This is a genomic window from Streptomyces sp. NPDC002896, from assembly GCF_040295225.1.
In the GTDB taxonomy this organism is placed as follows: domain Bacteria; phylum Actinomycetota; class Actinomycetes; order Streptomycetales; family Streptomycetaceae; genus Streptomyces.
In genome coordinates, this window is record NZ_JBEOVA010000006.1 from 220,694 (window position 1) to 240,678 (window position 19,985).

Below are 19,985 nucleotides of genomic sequence, written 5' to 3' on the forward strand. Positions count from 1 at the left end.
CTCACGGCCTCACACGGAAGGTCCGCGGCCTCACACGGAAGGCCCACCGCGCCACCCGGAAGGCCTGCCGCGCCGTCGGCCCGGGCCAGCCCCTCAAATCCCGAGGTGACGGTGCTTCATAAGCCGACGGATCGTCAGCGACGCGGAAATTCCCCTGACGCAGGGTCCTTGTGAGGCACGAAGGGGCCCAAGTAGCGTCTATAGGGCGCACGTTGGACGTGGGATGTCCAGATGTCCATATGACGTGAAGGGCAGGTTGCTCCATGCCGTCAGATGTCCGTGTACGCCCCAGATCCCCAAGAACGCTCAGAAGGCTCCGTGTCCTCGTCACCGCCCTGTCGGCCCTCGCCGTCGCCGCGCTCCCCGTGCCGGGGTACGCACAGGACGGCTCGGCTCAGGCCGGCTCGGCGGAGGCAGCGCCGGTGACCACCGGCTTCGAGCAACAGGTGCTCTTCAAGGCCTCACAGGATCCCGGCTACGCGTGCTTCCGGATCCCGGCCGTCGTGAAGACGACGAAAGGCACGCTGGTCGCCTTCGCCGAGGGCCGGGTGAACGACTGCAGCGACGCCGGCGACATAGACCTCGTGGTCAAGCGCTCCACGGACGGCGGCCGCACGTGGGGCCCGCTGCAGGTCGTCAGCGAGGGCGGGGGCGACACGCACGGCAACCCGGCGCCCATCGTGGACCGCAGGACCGGCCGGATCGTCCTCGCGGAGACGTACAACACCGGCCGCACGGACGGCCGGAACTGCTCCGTGCCGTGCGACCGCACGCCGCACATGCAGTACAGCGACGACGACGGCCTCACCTGGTCGGCGCCCCGGGATCTGAGCGACGAGATCCTGCCGGACGACTGGAACTCCTGGTACGCGACCGGACCGGTGCACGGCATCCAGCTGACCCGCGGCAGGCACGCGGGCCGCCTCGTCTTCGGCGTCAACGCGGAGACGTGGAACGGCAGCCGCGTCACCGCCAACCACGCCGCGCTCATGGTCAGCGACGACGGCGGCGACCACTGGAGGATCGGCGCGAAGGACACCTGGCCGATCGCCGACGACGGCACGTTCCGCCAGAAGCCGTCCGAGATGACGCTCACCGAGCGCGCCGACGGCACGATCTACGTCAGTGGCCGCGAGCAGGACGGCACCGACCTGGGCCACCGTACGCACGCAGTCAGCCGGGACGGCGGCGACAGCTTCACCGCGCCGTTCCGCGACATCCCCGACCTCTACACCCCCCAGGTGCAGGGCTCCACGCTGCGGCTCGGCGACCGGATGCTGCTCGCCTGCCCCGGCGACCCGGACCGCCGCCGGACCATGATGATCCGCTCCTCCTACGACGGCGGCCGCACCTGGGACAGCGTCGACCGCGGCACAGTCGTGACCACCGACTGGTCGGGCTACTCGGACATGGTGGGGATCGACGGCGACACCGTGGGCCTGATGTACGAGGGCGGAGCGGTCGACGCGCGCGACGAGATCCGTTTCGCCCGGTTCACCGAGGACTGGCTGAAGCCCCGCCGCGGCCCCGACCCGACCACCGCCGACCTGGCGCCGGGCGCCCACCGCGCAGCCGTACTCGGAGGCGCCGAGGAGACGCAGGGCCGGTTCGGCGGCGCGATCAGCTTCGACGGCACGGACGACGCCGTACGACTCCCCTACCGCGACAGCCTTCCGCTCGGCACCAGGGACTTCACCGCGTCCCTGTGGTTCCGCTACACCGCCACCAGCGGCGAGCAGCCGCTGCTGTGGATGGGCGGGGTCGGTACGACGCAGCCGCAGGTGTGGCTGCGCGGCGAGCCCGCGTCGAACCGCATCACCGGGCTGATCACCACGCGCGACGGCGCCGCGGCCCCGACGTCCGCGTCCGTGCGCACCACGGTCGCGTACAACGACGGCCAGTGGCACCATCTGGCGCTGCGCCGCGGCGGAGGACACCTGACCCTGTCCATCGACGGTAGGCAGATCAGCACCGCCGACGTACCGGGCTCCGTCAGCCGCAACTCCCCCTTCGGTGTGCACATCGGCCAGAAGCTCGACAGCCGGGCGTACTTCACCGGGGCGATCGACGACGTACGCGTCTACGACCGGGCATTGAGCGACGCGGAGCTGGACGGGCTGGGCACAGCCGAGTCATCGGTGAGCCAGGAGACCCAGGACACGGTCCTGTGGCTACCCATGGACGGGATCAGCGGCGACCACTGACGATCAGAGGCGACCGCTGACGTCCGGACGTCAGCCGGAACGTGTCCCCGTACCGGCCGCGGTTCGTCGAGCCGCGGCCGGCGGCGCAGTCGTGGCGGGGGCCGCCTCCGGGTCGCGGGCACGGCGCCCCGCGATCACGGCGCAGACCATGAGCTGCATCTGGTGGAAGAGCATCAGCGGCAGCACGGCCAGCGAGGCGTGCGCGCCGAACAGCACGCTCGCCATGGGAAGCCCGGAGGCGAGGGACTTCTTGGAGCCGGCGAACTGGATCGCGATCCGGTCGGCCCGGTCGAAGCCCAGCCGCTTGCTGCCGTACCAGGTGAGCGCGAGCATCACCGCGAGCAGCACCGCCTCCACACCGAGCAGCGCGGCGAGCCGCAGCGGGGTCACCTGGTGCCAGATGCCCTGCACCATGCCCTCGCTGAAGGCCGTGTAGACGACGAGCAGGATCGAGGCGCGGTCCACCTGGCCGAGGACCTTCTTGTGGCGCGCGACGAAACCGCCGATCCAGCGGCGCAGGAACTGCCCGGCCAGGAACGGCACCAGCAGCTGCAGCACGATCTTCACCAGCGAGTCCGCCGAGAACCCGCCGCCCGTGCTGCCGAGGAGCGCCGCCGCGAGCAGCGGCGTCAGGACGATTCCGGCGAGCGAGGAGAAGGATCCCGCGCAGATGGCGGCGGGGACGTTGCCGCGCGCGACCGAGGTGAAGGCGATGGACGACTGGACCGTCGACGGGACGAGCGTGAGGAACAGGAAGCCGCTGTAGAGGGCGGGCGTCAGCACGTACGGGACGAGCCCTTTGGCGGCGATCCCGAGCAGTGGGAAGACGACGAACGTGCAGGCGAGGATCGTGAGGTGGAGCCGCCAGTGCCGCAGTCCGTCGAGCGCCTCGCGGGTGGACAGCCGCACGCCGTAGAGGAAGAACAGCAGCGCCACGGCGGCCGTGGAGGCGCCCGATGCGACATCGGCGGCGGTGCCCCGCGCGGGGAGGAGAGCGGCGACGCCCACCGTCCCGAGCAACGCCAGGATGTACGGGTCGATCGGCAGCCGGCTCGGCCACTGCAGGCGTTTCACGGTGCTCCATGCTCTCGGTGCTCGGTTCAGGTCGTGCCCTCTCCATCATCCTCTTGATCAGCGTGATCGGGAATCCGCTATACCGCTCTGACTGTCATCACGATTCGCGATGAGCAGCGCTAGGCTGGCCAGCGTGTACGACCCTTCCCAGCTGCGTACGTTCCTGGCGGTGGCGCAGACGCTCAGCTTCACGCAGGCCGCCCGGCGGCTCGGGCTGCGCCAGTCCACGGTGAGCCAGCACGTGCGGCGCCTGGAGGACGCCACGGGCCGACAGCTGTTCAGCCGGGACACCCACTCCGTGGAGCTGACCGAGGACGGCGAGGCGATGCTCGGCTTCGCGCGCCGCATCCTCGAGGTCCACGAGCAGGCGTCGGCGTTCTTCACCGGCACACGGCTGCGCGGCCGGCTGCGTTTCGGCGCCTCCGAGGACTTCGTCCTCACAGCGCTCACGGAGATCCTGGAGTCCTTCCGCCACGACCATCCGGAAGTCGATCTGGAGCTGACGGTCGAGCTGTCCGGCACGCTGCACGAGCAGCTCGCCGCGGGGAAGCTCGACCTCGTGCTCGCCAAGCGGCGCCCGGAGGACCCGCGCGGCGAGACCGTCCGGCACGACAAGCTGGTGTGGATCGGATCGGAGCGGCTGCGCCTCGACCCGGACCGGCCGGTGCCGCTCATCGTGTACCCGCCGCCGGGCATCACCCGCGCCCTGGCCCTCGAGGCGCTGGAGCGGCAGGGCCGTGCCTGGCGCATCGTCTGCACGAGCGGCAGCCTCAACGGCCTGATCGCGGCGGCCCGCGCCGGGCTCGGCGTGATGGCCCACTCCCGCGGCCTGATCCCGCCGGGACTGGTGCGGGTCCCCGACCGGGCGGGCCTGCCGGAGCTGGGCGAGGTCGACTTCGTACTGGTCCACGGCAGGCGCCGGGCCTCCGCGCAGGCCGCGGCGGACGCGCTCGCGGCGGCGATCCTGACGGGCGGCGACCGGCTGAGCGGAGGCAGACCTTAGCCGGAGGACGGAAGCGACGGAACAGCCCAGGGTCTCCGGCACCAGCGCCCGGGCCAAAGAGGCTGAACCAGTACGAAGCTGACTGGTCGGCAGGTCGGCGGCCAGAGGGCTGTCCGGGATCGCGATGGGCCACACCGCAGGAGCGACCGCCCAACCCGAGTGACAAATCTGCACAGATTCAGTGGAGATTAGGGCACCCGAACTTACTGAACCGTAAGTATTCTGTCCCGCCCTTTCCACTTGTGGCCACATTTCGACGGCTGACCAGTGCATATGCCGGAGCCCGGACGATCCGGACCCCCTCCCACGGCGCCGCGCCGTGAGGTACGGTCACCGCGCTGTGCGGAGCATCACTAGGAGCATCATTGCGCGAGTTCACCACCCCTCCGTTGGCGCTGCCGCCGGCGGTGGGCGGCCTGGCCGACGCCGTGTTCGACCATGCCGTCGAGGACCCGCTGCGCATCGCCCTGGGCCGCAAGGGGGACGACGGACAGTGGCGTGACGTGACCGCCGCCGAGTTCCGCGACGAGGTGCTCGCGCTCGCCAAGGGACTGCTGGCACAGGGCGTACGGTTCGGGGACCGCGTCGCGATCATGTCCCGTACCCGCTACGAGTGGACGCTCTTCGACTTCGCGCTGTGGACGATCGGTGCCCAGGTGGTGCCCGTCTATCCCACGTCATCCGCCGAGCAGGTCTTCTGGATGATGCACGACGCCCAGGTGACCGCCGCCATGGTCGAGCACGAGGACCACGCCATGACGGTCGGCTCGGTCATAGACCGGCTGCCCCGGCTGCGGTGCCTGTGGCAGCTCGACGAGGACGCGGTGCAGGAGCTGTACGAGGCGGGCGCGCACATCGACGACGACGTGGTGCACCGGCACCGGGCGGCGGTCACCCCGGAATCCGTCGCGACGGTCATCTACACCTCGGGCACCACCGGCCGCCCCAAGGGCTGTGTGATCACCCACGGCAACTTCATGTTCGAGGCCGACACGGTGATCGAGCGCTGGGAGCCGGTGTTCCACTCCAAGCGCGGCGACGAGGCGGTCACGCTGCTGTTCCTGCCGCTCGCGCACGTCTTCGGCCGCATGGTGGAGGTCGCGGCGGTACGCGGCCGAGTCAAGCTCGGCCACCAGCCGCAGCTCAACGCGGCGGCCCTGCTGCCCGATCTGGCCGCGTTCAGGCCGACGTTCATCCTGGCCGTGCCGTACATCTTCGAGAAGGTCTTCAACGCGGCCCGGCGCAAGGCCGAGAAGGACGGCAAGGCCGGGGCGTTCGACAAGGCGGTCGACGTCGCCGTGCGGTACGCGGACGCCGTGGAGGCCAAGGCCTTCGGCACCGGCTCGGGCCCGTCCGCCGCCCTGCGCCTGCAGCACCAGCTCTTCGACAAGCTCGTCTACGCCAAGGTGCGGGACGCGATGGGCGGCCGGGTGCGGCACGCGATGTCCGGCGGCTCGGCGATGGACCGGCGGCTCGGACTGTTCTTCGCCGGCGCCGGCGTGCTCGTCTACGAGGGGTACGGACTGACGGAGTCGACGGCGGCCGCGACCGCCAACCCGCCCGAGCGCACCCGCTACGGCACGGTCGGACTGCCCATTCCGGGCACGACCGTGCACATCGCGGACGACGGCGAGGTGTGGCTGCACGGCGGGCAGGTCTTCCAGGGCTACCTCAACGATCCCAAGGCAACCGACGCGACCCTGCACGACGGCTGGCTGGCCACCGGCGACCTCGGTGCGCTCGACGAGGACGGCTACCTCACGATCACCGGCCGCAAGAAGGAGATCCTGGTGACCTCCGGCGGCAAGAGCGTGTCGCCGGCCGTCCTGGAGGAGCGGGTCCGCGACCATCCGCTGGTCGCACAGTGCATCCTCGTCGGCAACGACCGCCCGTACATCGCGGCCCTCGTCACCCTGGATGCGGAAGCCGTGGAGCACTGGCTGCAGATGCGCGGCAAGCCGACGCTGAAACCGGCCGAGCTGGTGCGCGACCCCGATCTGGAGACCGAGGTGCGGCGTGCGGTGGTGGCCGCCAACACGCTGGTTTCGCAGGCGGAGTCGATCCGCACCTTCCGGATACTGGCCCACCAGTTCACCGAGGAGCACGGTCTGCTCACCCCCTCGCTGAAGCTGAAGCGGAAGGCGATCGAGCAGGCGTACCAGACAGAGGTCGAGGCGCTGTACCAGACATGAGCCGGGGCTTCGGCGGCCCGGATGTCCTCTGACAACCCCTCTGACGGCCCTATTGCAACTTCTGACGGTTCATCAATTACCGATGCGTCAGTTATTGACGGATCGTCAGGTCGCACACAGAATTTCGGTCACTCTGACGAGGAGGGGACCCGACGTGTTGCGACCCATCCGCACCCTCGCCGCAGCGGCCACCGCGCTGCTGCTCGCCACCGCCTGCAACTCGGCCGCCACCGGCGGTTCCGGCTCCGGGGACGGCAAGACCGGTTCCGTACGCGGAGTGACCGACGACTCCATCAAGGTCGGCGGGATCGTCTCCATGACGACCGCCAGCGGTTACAGCAAGAAGGACACCGACCTGGGCGCGAAGGCCCGCTTCGACCGTGCCAACGCGGAGGGCGGTGTGGGCGGCCGGAAGATCGAGTACCTGGGCGCGGAGGACGACGGGCAGGACCCCGCCAAGAACCTCGCGGCGGCCCGCAAACTCGTCCAGCAGGACAAGGTGTTCGCGGTCGTCCCGATGAGCTCGGTCACCTTCTCCGGCGCCGACTTCCTGCAGAAGCAGAAGGTTCCGACCTTCGGCTGGGGCACGCTCCCGTCGTTCTGCGGACCCACGTACATCTACGGCTACGGCGGCTGCATGGTGCCGTCGCCCGGCGGCACGATCTCGCAGACGTGGCCCGAGGGGCTGAAGGAGGTGACCGGCGGCTCCGAGGGCAGGACCGTGGCGATCCTCGCCAACGACAACGACGCGGGCACCTTCGCCATCCGCACCTACAAGCAGAGCTTCACCTCGGCCGGCTACAAGGTGACGTACGCCAAGCCCGTGGTGCCCGCGACCTCGGTGCCGAGCGACTGGTCCGCGTACACGAAGGAGATCCTGCGCAGCGACGGCGGCAAGGCACCCGACGTCGTCGTCTCCGTGATGCAGACGCCGTACAACATCGGGCTGTTCACGGCGATCAAGCGCACCGGGTACAAGGGCGTACTCACCGATCCGACCGACTACGACCCCGGTCTGCTGGCGAAGAGCGCGACCAGGAAGGCGCTGGACGGGGTGCACGTGCTGCTGTCCTTCCAGCCGTTCGAGCAGGGCACCGCGGCGATGCGGCAGTTCAAGGAGGACATCAGGAAGGCCGCAGGGAAGGACGTGCCGCTCAACATGCACATGATGACCGGCTATATGTCGGCCGACCTGTTCCTCGCCATCGCCGAGAAGGCCGGTGAGGACCTCACGGTCGCGTCCTTCCAGAAGGCGGCGAACGGGTTCTCCGACACCGGCACGCTCGTCGGCGACCGTGCCGAACCCAGGGGGCGGACGGAGTCCTTCGGGTGCGGTGCGCTGGTGCAGCTCAAGGACGGCAAGTACGAGGTGTCGTCGCCGTTCGAGTGCTACGAGCCGATCCCCTTCAAGTAGCCCATCGCGCCCGGGACTTGAGGGATGACCTGAGGGATACGCCATGTCGGATCTGCTGGGGTTCGTGCTGAGCGGACTGGTCTCGGGCGCGCTGTACGCGCTGCTCGCCACCGGACTGGTCCTGTCCTACTCGGCGTCGGGCCTGTTCAACTTCGCGCACGGCGCCACCGGCTACCTCTGCGCGCTCGCCTTCTACGAGCTGCACTCCGGCTTCGGCTGGCCCGCCGTGCCGACGGCGCTGCTGCTGGTGTGCGTCGTGGCGCCTGGGCTGGGCTGGGGTCTGGACCGGCTGATGTTCCGCAAGCTGGCACGGGTCGGCGAGACGGCGCAGATCGTGGCGACGATCGGGCTGCTCGTCGCGCTGCCCGCGCTGGGGCTGTGGGTCGTGGAGCTGCTGGAGGACGCGGGGGCACCGGTCAAGCCCGCGGAGAACCAGTTCGGGCTGCCAGGTGTGGGCCCGAGCCCGGCCACCTCGTGGCAGCTCGTGGACGGGGTCGGGGTCGACTCCGACCAGCTGATCACCTGGGTGTGCACGGCCGTGGTCGCGGTCGGCCTGTGGGTGCTGATGCGCCACACCCCGCTGGGACTGAAGCTGCGGGCCGCGGTCGACAACCGCACCCTCGTGGAGCTGCGCGGGATGAGCGCGGACCGGCTGTCATCGGTGGCGTGGATGCTGTCGTCGGCGCTGGCGGGCCTCGCCGGAGTGCTCGCCACTCCCCTGCTGGGCCTGTCGGCGCACGACTTCACACTGTTCCTGTTCGTCTCCGCGACGGCGGCGGTGCTCGGCCGGTTCGCGTCGATCCCGCTCGCCTTCGCGGGCGGCCTGGGCCTCGGTGTGCTGCAGAACCTCGTCGCGGGATACGCGTCCTTCGCCGACAGCATCACCGGATTCCGTACCGCGGTGCCGTTCCTGATCCTCTTCGCCGGGCTGCTGCTGATGACCCGACGGCAGCGGACGGCGGGCACGGCGGCCTCCGACGCACCGCCGGTCGACTATCTGGCGGGCCGGTCGTGGGCGCGGCGCTGGGGTCCGTGGGCGGTGGCCGCCGTCCTGCTCGCGCTCGCCTTCTACACCGTCACGACCCCCTTCTGGAGCGGCATCCTCGCCCAAGGGCTCGCGATATCGCTCGTCTTCATCTCCTTCACGGTGGTGACGGGGCTCGGCGCGATGGTGTCGCTGGCGCAGGCGACGTTCGTGACAGGGGCGGCGCTGATGGCGGGGCTGCTGATGAGCCACGGATGGCCTTTCGTCGCGGCCGCGCTGGCCGGCACCTGCGCCGCCGCGCTGCTCGGCGCGCTGGTGGCGCTTCCGGCGCTCCGGCTCGGCGGCCGCTCCCTCGCCCTGGCGACGCTGGCGCTCGCGTTCCTGGCCGACCAAGTGCTGTTCCAGATGGGGTGGTTGAGGAACGGCGACACCGGCTGGGAGATCCCCCGGCCGGTGTTCGGTCCGGTGGACCTCAACGACGACCGTGCCATGGGCGTCGCGATGATCGTGCTCGTCACGGCGGCGGTGGCGAGCCTGAGCGCCCTGCGCGGCTCGCCGTCCGGCCGCGCCATGCTGGCGGTGCGTTCGGCGCCCGCGGCCGCCATGGCCTCCGGCGTCTCCGTGGTCCGTACGAAGCTGCTGCTCTTCACGCTGTCCGCCGGGCTCGCCGGCTTCGGCGGCGTGATGTACGCGTCGTACAACACCCGTATCACCGCGACCGACTTCACGGCGATGACCGGGTTGATCTGGCTCGCGGTGGTGGTCGCGGCGGGCGTGCGCAGGCCGCAGTTCGCGGTGGTCGCGGGCCTCGTCTTCGCCCTCGTCCCACACCTCGTGTCGGACTACGTCACCGAGTCCGTACACCTCCCGGTGATCCTCTTCGGCCTGGCGGGCCTGGCCCTGGCGAACGACCCGGACGGGTACTGCGCGGCGCTGCCGGTGCGGTTGCACCGGAGGCGGGCGGCGGTCTCCCCCAGCCCACCCCATCCTGTGACCGAGGCTCCGCCCCAGACCTCGGATCGCCCTTCGGGCTCGTCCTCAAACTCCCCCAGCTACCGCTGGGAGGTGCCCCCAGGACGGGCTGAAGTGTCCCCTGCTCTCGAACTCCGCGGCGTCCGAGCCGGGTACGACGGTGCCCCGGTGCTGCACGGCGTCGATCTCGCCGTACGGCCCGGTGAGATCCTCGCGCTGCTCGGTCCCAACGGCGCGGGCAAGTCCACGACCTGCAGGGTCGCCGCGGGGCTGCTCGCGCCGAGTGCGGGCGCGGTGTACGTCGGCGGGCGCGACGCCACGCGCGAGGGTGCCGTACGGCGTTCGCGGGCCGGGGTCGTTCTGGCGCCGGAGGGACGCGGCATCTTCCCGGGGCTCACCATCGAGGAGAACCTCGCCCTGCGGCTGCCCGGCAAGGGCGAACGGGACGCCGTGTACGAGCGGTTCCCGAGCCTCGCGGCGCGGCGGCGCGTCGCGGCGGGCTCGCTGTCGGGCGGGGAGCAGCAGATGCTGGCCCTCGCGCCGCTGCTCCTGCGCCCGCCGCAGGTGCTGATCGCGGACGAGCCGTCCCTGGGGCTGGCGCCACGTGTGGTCGAGGAGGTGTTCCGGCTGCTGGCGGAGTTGCGGGAGGCGGGTACGGCGCTGCTGCTCGTCGAGGAGAAGGCGGCGGAGGTCCTCGGCGTCGCCGACACCGTCGCGTACCTCGCCCAGGGCCGGGTGTCCTGGTGCGGGCCGCGCGACCAGGTGCAGGCGGACCGGCTCGCGGAGGCGTATCTCGGCATCGCGGCGCCCGGACCGGACCGCCCGGAGCAGGCCGGACCGGCGCCAGGACCGCAGGCTTCGGGCACGCGAGGGGTGGTGCAGCCATGAGCGAGAACGTCCTCGAGGCCTCCGGAATCGGCGTCCGGTTCGGGGGCGTCCGGGCCCTGGCGGGCGTCGGTGTACAGCTGCGGGCCGGTGAGGTGTGCGGACTCATCGGGCCCAACGGAGCGGGCAAGACGACCCTCTTCGACGTCCTGTCCGGCATCCGCCGGCCCGACGAGGGCCGGATCCTGCTCGACGGCACGGACATCACGCGCCGCTCCCCCGTGTGGCGCGCCCGGCACGGCATGCGCCGCACGTTCCAGCGGCAGCAGCTGTTCGGCCAGCTGACGGTCGCCGACAACCTGCTGGTCGCGCAGGAGTGGCGCGGCGGCGGTGGCGGGCTGGCCGCCGATCTGGTGACGGCGCCGACCCGGCGTACGCAGGAGGCGGCACGGAGGCGACGGGCCGCGGCGGTGCTGGAAACCTGCGGACTCGACGGGCTCACCGAGTCGTACGCGGGCGGCCTGCCCGTCGGCCAGGCGCGGATGGTCGAGCTGGCCCGCGCCGTGGCCGATCCGCCCAGGGTGCTGCTGCTGGACGAGCCCGCGTCCGGGATGGCGGCGGACGAGCGGCGTCATCTGGCCTCGGTGATCCGCCGTCTCGCGGACGACGAGGGCTGCGCGGTCCTCCTCGTCGAGCACAATGTCGCCTTCGTGATGGAGCTGTGCGCCCGTGTCGTCGTGCTCGACCTGGGCTCCGTGCTGGCGGAGGGCGGCGCCGCGGACGTCAGGGCGGACCCCGCCGTACGCGACGCGTACCTCGGTACGTCGGCGCAGTGACCTGACACCGCCGGCCCGCTGACCTGGCACGACACCACCGACCCGGCACCACACCGCTGCCCACACAGCCGCCTACAGCGCTGTATGTCAGGACCCGGTCAATGATCCGGACCGGGTCGATATGATCGGATCCGTGTCAGCCGAATCTCGCGGCTCCCTCAACGGCCACGGGGCCCACCGGAACGACCGCACAACCGGACCGTGAACCAGGAATGCACCGTCACCCGTGATCGTTGACGATGGACGTACCACCCGACGACAAAGGATCGAGAGCTCGTGAGCAGCAAGGTCCCCCCGATCATCCTCAACAACGGCATCGAGATGCCGCAGCTGGGTTACGGCGTCTGGCAGGTGCCGGACGACGAGGCCGAGCGGGCCGTCGCCACGGCGCTTCAGACCGGGTACCGCAGCATCGACACCGCTGCGATCTACGGCAATGAGGAGGGCACGGGCAAGGCGATCGCCGCGTCCGGCATCCCGCGCAAGGACCTCTTCGTCACCACCAAGCTCTGGAACAGCGACCAGGGCTACGACGCGACACTGCGCGCCTTCGACGTCTCCCTCGAGAAGCTCGGGCTCGACTATGTCGACCTGTACCTGATCCACTGGCCGCTGCCGGCCCGGGACCAGTACATCGACACGTACAAGGCCTTCGAGAAGCTCCTCGCCGACGGCCGTGTCAAGTCGATCGGCACCTCCAACTTCCTGCCGGAACACCTGGAGCGGCTGATCGACGCGACGTCCGTGATCCCGGCCGTCAACCAGATCGAGCTGCACCCGCACCTGCAGCAGCGGGCGGCCCGCGAGTACCACGCGGAGCAGGGCATCGCCACGGAGGCCTGGTCGCCGCTGGGCCAGGGCAAGGGCCTCCTTGAGGTCCCGGCGATCATCGCGATCGCCCAGAAGCACGGCCGTACGCCGGCCCAGATCGTGCTGCGCTGGCACATCCAGCTCGGCAACGTGGTGATCCCCAAGTCCGTGACGCCGTCCCGGATCAAGGAGAACATCGAGGTCTACGACTTCGAGCTGGACGTGGAGGACCTGGCCGCGATCAGCGCCCTGAACGAGGAGCGCCGGCTGGGCCCGGACCCGGCGACGTTCGACTTCTCCTGAAGCCGGCGAGCAGCGGCGTGGCCGCCCGGCACTCCCGGGCGGCCACGCCGTTGTCATGTCCGCTGGTCCGGCGGATCAGCGCAGATAGGGCCAGCTCACCGTCAGGGTCGGGTAGGAGTAGATGTACACCCTGCCATCGGGCTGCGTGTGGGCGCCGGGGGGCAGGTTGTCCCCGATCCACCTGTACGGCGACCCCCGGAAGGGGAAGGAACGGGCCTTCAGCGGTCCCGATCTCCAGCCGCCGCCGTTCCTGGCGAGCCTGACCGACCGCACGCACCAGTCGTCCGGGCCCACCTTGCTGAACTCGACAGCGGAGGTCAGATCCCAGCCGGAAGGCAGGTCGGCGAGATCGAACACCTCGCGGCTGCCCGGCTGGAAGGCACCGTCCAGCACCTGCCAGCCCGTCGTCATGCCGTTGAAGCTGTGGAGCCGGACGGACACTTGGTCGCCGGTGCCGGCCCCGCTGACATTGCAGGTGCTGACACTCAGATCGCCGGACAGACCGGACTTCGCCGTTGCTGCCGAGGCCGACGGGATGGTCGCCGGAGCGCTCAGGGCCCCCAGCGTCGCGATCACCGCCGCAGCCGTACGGATCTTCATTGAGACTCGACTCCTCACACCGGAAACGGATCGGATGCGAGGCCGAGCATCAAGGCCCGCCATGCGGTGGGCGTGACAGCGCGCGCCGGGGATCCGCTGCTCGGTCCCGTGAATTCAGCCGGACGGTGGTCCGGGCACGCGGACCCACTGGTCCTGTCGGGTTCCTGGTCCGTTGTTCCTGTTCGGCGAGGGTGGAGTACGCCTCCGGGGCCCGGCGGTGGGAGGTGGTCCGCCGGGCCCCGGAGCTCGTCCGCCGGGGCCGACCGTACGGCCGGCCCCGGCGGACCTGGCGTCACAGCGCCGGGTACGCGTTCTTCATGAGCTCCTGGAACTGGGCGGAGAACCAGTGCCCGGAGAGGGGCGCGTCCCCGAGGGCACCGGACATGTTGTTGTTGTTGCGGGGGTTACCGGTGTACGTCGGGTCGCACATCCGGTCGAAGCCCTTGCCCTCTTCGTTGTCGATCTCCTCGCTGGCACCGTCGGACTCCCCCGGCGGCTTCATCCACACGTAGGCGTCGATGCCGGGCTCGGGCGAGGCCTGCGGGCGTTCGCCGAGGCCGGCGCCGGACTGGTTGCACCAGTTGCCGAGGTGGATGCGGCGGTCGTAGCGGCCACCGTTGACATAGGTGTCCACGTCGGTGGTCGCGCCCGGTCCGGTGGGCCGGTTCGCGCCGCCCCAGCCGTTGCGCGAAGTGTCGATCAGCATGCCGAGGCCGGAGTCGAAGCCGATGGAGACGAGCTTCTCGCGCATGGCCTGGGCGAAGGACAGCTCGTCCACGTAGCGGTTCCAGTCGACCCACTTGGACTCGCGGACCGACTTGCCGCCCACCGAGTCGTTGATCGTGAAGTTCTCCTCCTTCAGGGCGCTGTAGTTGGCGGTGTTGGCGATGAAGCCGTGGACGTCGTTGACCGTGGCGCCCTCGGCGGTGGCGGCCTGCTTGAACGTCTCCGCGGACGCGGTGAAGTTGTCGTCCCAGCCGATCCAGCCGTGGTGCCCGGCGTCGATGTAGTTGTAGACGTTGGGGACATCACCGAGCTTGTTCAGGGCGTAGCCGACGCCCTTCACGTAGTTGCCGTTGGCCTTCATCACGTCGCACTCGGGCGTGGCTGTGGCCCGGCTGCCGGTGTTGGTCACCAGGTTCGGCAACGAGTCGATCTCGATCGTGGTGACGATGCGCAGGTCCGCGTACTTCTCGTCGGCGAGGATCGCGGCGATCGGGTCGATGTACTCGGTCTTGTACCGGTCGATCTCCGTCGGGCCGAGCTCGCCGTTGGAGGCGAGGGCGGCGCAGTCGCGGCCGGGCAGGTTGTAGATGACGAGCTGGACGACCATCTCGTCGGAGCCCTTCTGCTCCAGCGCCGTGTCGAGGTGGTCGCGCAGGCCCATGCCGCCGTTGACGCCGTTGATGGCGGCGATCCGGTCGAGCCAGACACCGGTGGGCTGGTCGGCGATCCGGTTACCGCCCGGCTCGGCGGCGGCCTTGGCGGACCACTCGGGGTTCACGTACACCTTGGCCCCGGAGTACGGGTTGTCGACGCGCTCACCCGCCGGCGGATCCGTGGGCGGGTCGGTGGGCGGGTCGGTGGGCTCGCTGCCGCCGTCGTCGACGTTACAAGTGACACCGTCGAGCGTGAAGGTGGTGGGCAGGGCGTTGGTTCCGGTGTAGGAGCCGTTGAAGCCGAAGCTGACCGAACCGCCGGTCGCCAGCGACCCGTTGTAGCTCTCGTTCTTCGCCGTGACGGCGGCGCCGCTCTGGCTGAGCTGGGCGTTCCAGCCGTTGGTGATCTTCTGGTTGCCGGCGAACGTCCACCCGAGGGACCAGGACGACTTGGCGGAGCCGAGGTTGGTGACCGTGACGGCGGTGGTGAAGCCGGTGTCCCACTGGTTCTGCACCTTGTAGTCGACGGTGCAGGGGGTGGCGGCCGCGGCGGTGTCCGCCAGCGTCAGGGCGCTGCCTGTGGCCCCGGCGACCAGGGCCATGGAGGCCAGTAGTGCTGTTCTGGTGCGACTCATGAACAGGTGTCCTTATCCGTTGAGGGAGCGCAGGTGATCGCGCAGCCCGATACCGAACGACGTAGGAGTGCCGTCGTAGTTGCTGATCAGGGATGGACCGGAGGAGCAGTCCCAGGTGTTCCAGGTCCAGCCCAGGTAGGAGAGGTCCCGGTCGTCGAACCACTGCATGACGCGGTCGATGAACGAGTGCGCGCAGGTGTTCTCGCCGATCTCGCCCGCGACGAGCGGGACCTCGGCGGCGACGGGAGCGAGCGTGGAGTCCCAGCAGCTTTCGTTGGAGCAGGTGTTGAAGTTGTAGACGTGCCAGGCGGCGGCGAGATTGCCCGCCGGATCGGACGGCTTGTACGTCAGCCACTGGCTGAGGTCGTTGGAGTAGGCGAGGCCGCCCGCCAGGATCAGGTTGGTGGCGCCCGTGTCCCTGATGGCGTCGACCAGGTCCTGCATGCCCGCGACCTCGTAGCCGATTCCGGAGCAGGTGCCGCCGTCACGCCAGCAGGTCCAGGCCTGCTCGGTGGTGGACGTGGCACGGTCCGGGTACGGCTCGTTGAACAGGTCGAAGACGACGGCTTTGTCGTCCTTGAAGGTGTTCGCCACCGAGGCCCAGAAGGACGGCGTGTACTGCATGTTGGGCATCGGCTTCTGGCAGCTGGCGTGCACGTCGGAGCAGCCTGCCGAGTTGCCGGTGTACTGGCCGTACGACCAGTGCAGTTCCACCACCGGCGTCATGCCGTGCGCCTCGACGCGCGCCACCAACTCCTTGACGGCGTTGATGTAGTTGGCGCCCGCGTACTCGGGCTTGATGTTGTCCAGGCCCAGCCAGCACTCCTCGTTGAGCGGGATGCGGACGGTGTTGACGTTCCAGTCGGCGATCGCCTTGACGGAGGCGTCGTCGACGGGGCCGTCCCAGATGCCGTAGCCCTGGACGCACATGAACTCGCCGCCGGAGCGGTTGACACCGAGCATGCGGCGGGTCGCGCCGTTCGCGTCGACGAGCTTGTTGCCGGAGACCTTGAGGGCGGGTGGCCCTTCCTCCGGGTCCGGCGGATCCGTCGGGGGATCGGTCGGGTCCGTGGGATCCGGATCGGGCTCGGACTCCACGTTGCAAGTGGTGCCGTTCAGTTTGAACGTGGTGGGTGCGGTGTTGCTGCCTGACGACGAGGCGAGGAAGCCGGCGCTGGTGCTCGCGCCCGTGCCGAGAGAGCCGTTGTAGCTCTCGTTGGCCGCCGTGACGGTCGTGCCCGACTGGGACCACTTGGCGTTCCAGCCCTGCGTGACCTTCTGGCCGTCGGCGAAGTCGAAGGTGAGCTCCCAACTGCTCACCGACGGACCGTTGTTGGTGATGGTCACGGCTCCCTGGAAGCCGCTGTCCCACTGCCCGACGGTCTCGTACTCGACCGTGCAGACGGGTTCGGCTCCGGACGCCGTCACCACCGGTGCCACCGCGGTGCCCACCAAGGCCAGACCGGCCGAGACGAGCAGTACGGATAGGCGCGGGGGGTGTCGCATGAGCGACTCCTTACAGATCGTGCGCGTTCATGACAAACGCGTCGACTGATGGAACCGCTCCCACTGGTGCGTACGAAGCTAGCGCCAAGTGACGGTAAAAACCAGGGGAGTTACTTTCTTCATCCATCGAAACAGTTCGACTCTTCAAGAACCTTGACCCCTCAGGCCCCTCTCCCCAATATGGGAGCGCTCCCACTGGTTCAAGGCTTGTTGCTCCACCCCCACCCCTCTTTTCCGAGCCGCGAGGAGAAACCAGCGCATGCACCAGAGAAGGAGACGCCGCGTCGCGCGGCGATTGTGGACCGCCGTGGTGGCGGCTCTCGCAATCCCCGTGACGACGCTGGCGACCGGGCAAGGAACCGCACAGGCGGCGGCCGTGCAGTGCAGCGTCGACTACAAGACGAACGACTGGGGCTCCGGCTTCACCGCCGAGCTGACGGTCACCAACCGCGGGTCCGAGGCGATCGACGGCTGGACCCTGACGTACGACTACACGGGTGACCAGAAGCTGACCAACGGCTGGAGCGGGATCTGGTCGCAGTCCGGCAAGACGGTCACCGTCAAGAACGAGTCCTACAACGGGAAGATCGCCGCCGGGGCCGCCATCTCCACCGGTGGCCAGTTCACCTATAGCGGCACCAACGCCGCGCCGACGAGCTTCGCGATCAACGGGACCACGTGCGCCGGCGCCCATCAGCCGCCGGTCACCGTGCTGACCAGCCCGGAGGCGGGCGCGGTCTACAGCGAGGGCGACACCGTGCCGATGGCCGCGACCGCTGCGGCCGCCGACAGCGCCACCATCTCGAAGATGGAGTTCTACGACGACACGACGCTGCTCGGCACCGACACGTCCGCGCCGTACACGTACGACGCGGACGGTCTGGATGCGGGCAGCCACTCGCTGTACGCGAAGGCGTATGACAGCCTCGGCGCGTCCGCAGAGTCCACGCCGGTGGGCATCACGGTCGCCGAGGGACCGGCCGTCGTCGCCTCACCCACCCAACTGGGCATCCAGCAAGGCAAGACCGGAACCTTCGACGTGAAGCTGTCGACCGAGCCGTCCTCGAATGTGACGGTGTCGGTGGCCCGCACCGATGGCAACTCGGGCCTGTCGGTCACCGAGGGCGCGAGCCTCACCTTCACGCCGTCGAACTGGAGCACGGCGCAGAAGGTGACGATCGGCGCCGACTCGTCCGGCACGGGCGCGGCGACGTTCACGGCATCGGCTCCCGACCACGCCAAGGCCGAGGTCACCGTCACCCAGCTGGCCGCCAGCAAGGCGTACGACGCCCGCTTCCTCGACCTCTACGGGAAGATCACCAACCCGGCGAGCGGCTACTTCTCGCCTGAGGGCATCCCGTACCACTCGGTCGAGACCCTGATCGTCGAGGCGCCCGACCACGGCCACGAGACGACCTCGGAGGCGTACAGCTACCTGATCTGGCTGCAGGCGATGTACGGGAAGATCACCGGCGACTGGTCCAAGTTCAACGGTGCGTGGGAGATCATGGAGAAGTACATGATCCCCACGCATGCCGACCAGCCGACGAACTCCTTCTACAACGCCTCCAAGCCGGCCACCTACGCACCCGAGTGGGACCAGCCGTCGCAGTACCCGGCGAAGCTCGACTCCTCGGTCACGTCGGGCTCCGACCCGATCGCCGCCGAGCTGAAGAGCGCGTACGGCACGGACGACATCTACGGCATGCACTGGATCCAGGACGTCGACAACGTCTACGGATACGGCAACGCGCCCGGTAAGTGCCAGGCTGGTCCGTCCGACACGGGACCGTCCTACATCAACACCTTCCAGCGCGGCCCGCAGGAGTCCGTGTGGGAGACCGTCACCCATCCGACCTGCGACAACTTCACCTACGGCGGCACGAACGGCTACCTGGACCTGTTCACGGGTGACTCCTCGTACGCCAAGCAGTGGAAGTTCACCAACGCCCCCGACGCCGACGCGCGTGCCGTGCAGGCCGCGTACTGGGCCGACCTGTGGGCCAAGGAGCAGGGCAAGGGCGGTGACGTGTCGGCGACCGTCGGCAAGGCCGCCAAGATGGGCGACTACCTGCGCTACGCCATGTACGACAAGTACTTCAAGAAGGTCGGCGACTGCGTGGGCCCGTCCACGTGTGCCGCGGGCACCGGCAAGAACAGCTCGCACTACCTGATGTCCTGGTACTACGCGTGGGGCGGCGCCACCGACACCTCGGCGGGCTGGTCCTGGCGCATCGGCTCCAGCCACGCGCACGGCGGCTACCAGAACCCGATGGCGGCCTACGCGCTGAGCTCGTACGCCGACCTGAAGCCGAAGTCGGCGACCGGCCAGGCCGACTGGGCGACCAGCCTCGACCGGCAGCTGGAGTTCTACCAGTGGCTGCAGTCCGACGAGGGTGCCATCGCGGGCGGCGCGACCAACAGCTGGCAGGGCCGTTACGCGACCCCGCCGACCGGTACGCCCACCTTCTACGGCATGTACTACGACGAGAAGCCCGTCTACCACGACCCGCCGTCCAACCAGTGGTTCGGCTTCCAGGCGTGGTCGATGGAGCGGGTCGCCGAGTACTACCACGAGACGGGTGACGCGGACGCCAAGAAGGTCCTCGACAAGTGGGTCGACTGGGCGCTGTCGAAGACGACCGTGAACCCGGACGGCACGTACCAGGTCCCGTCCACCCTCCAGTGGTCGGGTGCCCCGGAGACCTGGAACCCGTCGAGCCCGGTCGAGAACAGCGACCTTCACGTCACCGTCGCCGACTACACCAACGACGTGGGTGTGACGGCCGCGTACGCCAAGACCTTGTCGTACTACGCCGCCAAGTCCGGTGACACGGAGGCCGAGACGACGGCGAAGGCGCTGCTCGACGGCATGTGGGACAACTACCAGGACGACCTCGGCATCGCCGTCCCGGAGACCCGCGCCGACTACAACCGCTTCGACGACGCCGTGTACGTCCCGAGCGGCTGGACCGGCACCATGCCGAACGGCGACAAGATCGACTCGTCGTCGACGTTCGCCTCGATCCGTTCCTTCTACAAGGACGACCCGGCCTGGTCGAAGATCGAGAGCTACCTGGCGGGCGGAGCCGCGCCCACCTTCACGTATCACCGGTTCTGGGCCCAGGCGGACATTGCCCTCGCCATGGGCTCGTATGCGGAGCTCTTCGAATAGTCCCCCGCTGCTCCGTGTACACCCGCCGGGCGGGCCCCAGCTTCCCGGGGCCCGCCCGGTCTCGGTTCCTCC

General features: G+C 69.5%; 12 protein-coding genes. 8 read left to right on the top strand and 4 right to left on the bottom strand.

The features are described 5' to 3' along the window. Positions 1-263: 263 nt before the first annotated feature. Positions 264-2,204, top strand: coding sequence for an exo-alpha-sialidase (locus ABT009_RS12595; protein WP_351292533.1), 1,941 nt, complete (start codon positions 264-266; stop codon positions 2,202-2,204). A gap of 30 nt (positions 2,205-2,234) precedes the next feature. On the opposite strand, the gene ABT009_RS12600 is transcribed toward ABT009_RS12595, so the two are convergent. Then, positions 2,235-3,278 carry a bile acid:sodium symporter family protein gene (locus ABT009_RS12600; protein WP_351292535.1) on the bottom strand — a complete coding sequence of 348 codons (1,044 nt, stop codon included), beginning with the start codon at positions 3,276-3,278 and terminating at the stop codon, positions 2,235-2,237. A 133-nt stretch (positions 3,279-3,411) separates the two neighbouring features. Between ABT009_RS12600 and ABT009_RS12605 the strand changes: the two genes are divergently transcribed. From ABT009_RS12605 to ABT009_RS12630, 6 genes are all read left to right on the top strand, one after another. Continuing rightward, positions 3,412-4,281 (top strand): LysR substrate-binding domain-containing protein, encoded by an 870-nt coding sequence (locus ABT009_RS12605; RefSeq protein ID WP_351292537.1) that lies wholly within the window; start codon positions 3,412-3,414, stop codon positions 4,279-4,281. Positions 4,282-4,646: 365 nt separating this feature from the next. Further along, entirely contained in the window at positions 4,647-6,473 is a 1,827-nt protein-coding gene (locus tag ABT009_RS12610; RefSeq protein WP_351292539.1) for an AMP-dependent synthetase/ligase, read from the top strand. Between the two features lie 154 nt (positions 6,474-6,627). Continuing rightward, positions 6,628-7,887 carry an ABC transporter substrate-binding protein gene (locus tag ABT009_RS12615; protein WP_351292541.1) on the top strand — a complete coding sequence of 420 codons (1,260 nt, stop codon included), beginning with the start codon at positions 6,628-6,630 and terminating at the stop codon, positions 7,885-7,887. A 43-nt stretch (positions 7,888-7,930) separates the two neighbouring features. Continuing rightward, positions 7,931-10,732 (top strand): ABC transporter permease subunit, encoded by a 2,802-nt coding sequence (locus ABT009_RS12620; RefSeq protein WP_351292543.1) that lies wholly within the window; start codon positions 7,931-7,933, stop codon positions 10,730-10,732. Next, positions 10,729-11,505 (top strand): ABC transporter ATP-binding protein, encoded by a 777-nt coding sequence (locus ABT009_RS12625; RefSeq protein WP_351292545.1) that lies wholly within the window; start codon positions 10,729-10,731, stop codon positions 11,503-11,505. Before ABT009_RS12620 ends, ABT009_RS12625 begins: the two co-directional genes overlap by 4 nt. Positions 11,506-11,781: 276 nt before the next feature. Then, on the top strand, positions 11,782-12,618 hold the full coding sequence (locus ABT009_RS12630) for an aldo/keto reductase (protein WP_351292547.1): 837 nt from the start codon (positions 11,782-11,784) through the stop codon (positions 12,616-12,618). 75 nt (positions 12,619-12,693) lie between these two features. Here the strand turns inward: ABT009_RS12630 and ABT009_RS12635 are convergent, their stop codons facing one another. The 3 genes from ABT009_RS12635 to ABT009_RS12645 all read right to left on the bottom strand — a co-directional run bounded on the left by ABT009_RS12635 (position 12,694) and on the right by ABT009_RS12645 (position 16,738). Then, positions 12,694-13,218, bottom strand: coding sequence for a hypothetical protein (locus ABT009_RS12635; RefSeq protein WP_351292549.1), 525 nt, complete (start codon positions 13,216-13,218; stop codon positions 12,694-12,696). Positions 13,219-13,510: 292 nt separating this feature from the next. Beyond that, positions 13,511-15,232: a glycoside hydrolase family 6 protein gene (locus ABT009_RS12640; RefSeq protein ID WP_351292551.1), complete on the bottom strand. Its 1,722-nt coding sequence runs from the start codon at positions 15,230-15,232 to the stop codon at positions 13,511-13,513. Positions 15,233-15,244: 12 nt separating this feature from the next. Beyond that, a complete protein-coding gene (locus ABT009_RS12645) occupies positions 15,245-16,738 on the bottom strand; it encodes a cellulase family glycosylhydrolase (protein WP_351292553.1) in 1,494 nt (497 codons plus the stop codon). A gap of 259 nt (positions 16,739-16,997) precedes the next feature. On the opposite strand from ABT009_RS12645, the gene ABT009_RS12650 reads away from it, so the two are divergent. Beyond that, complete coding sequence (locus ABT009_RS12650; RefSeq protein WP_351292555.1) at positions 16,998-19,913, top strand: glycoside hydrolase family 48 protein; 2,916 nt, start codon at positions 16,998-17,000, stop codon at positions 19,911-19,913. The last annotated feature ends 72 nt before the right edge of the window (positions 19,914-19,985 follow it).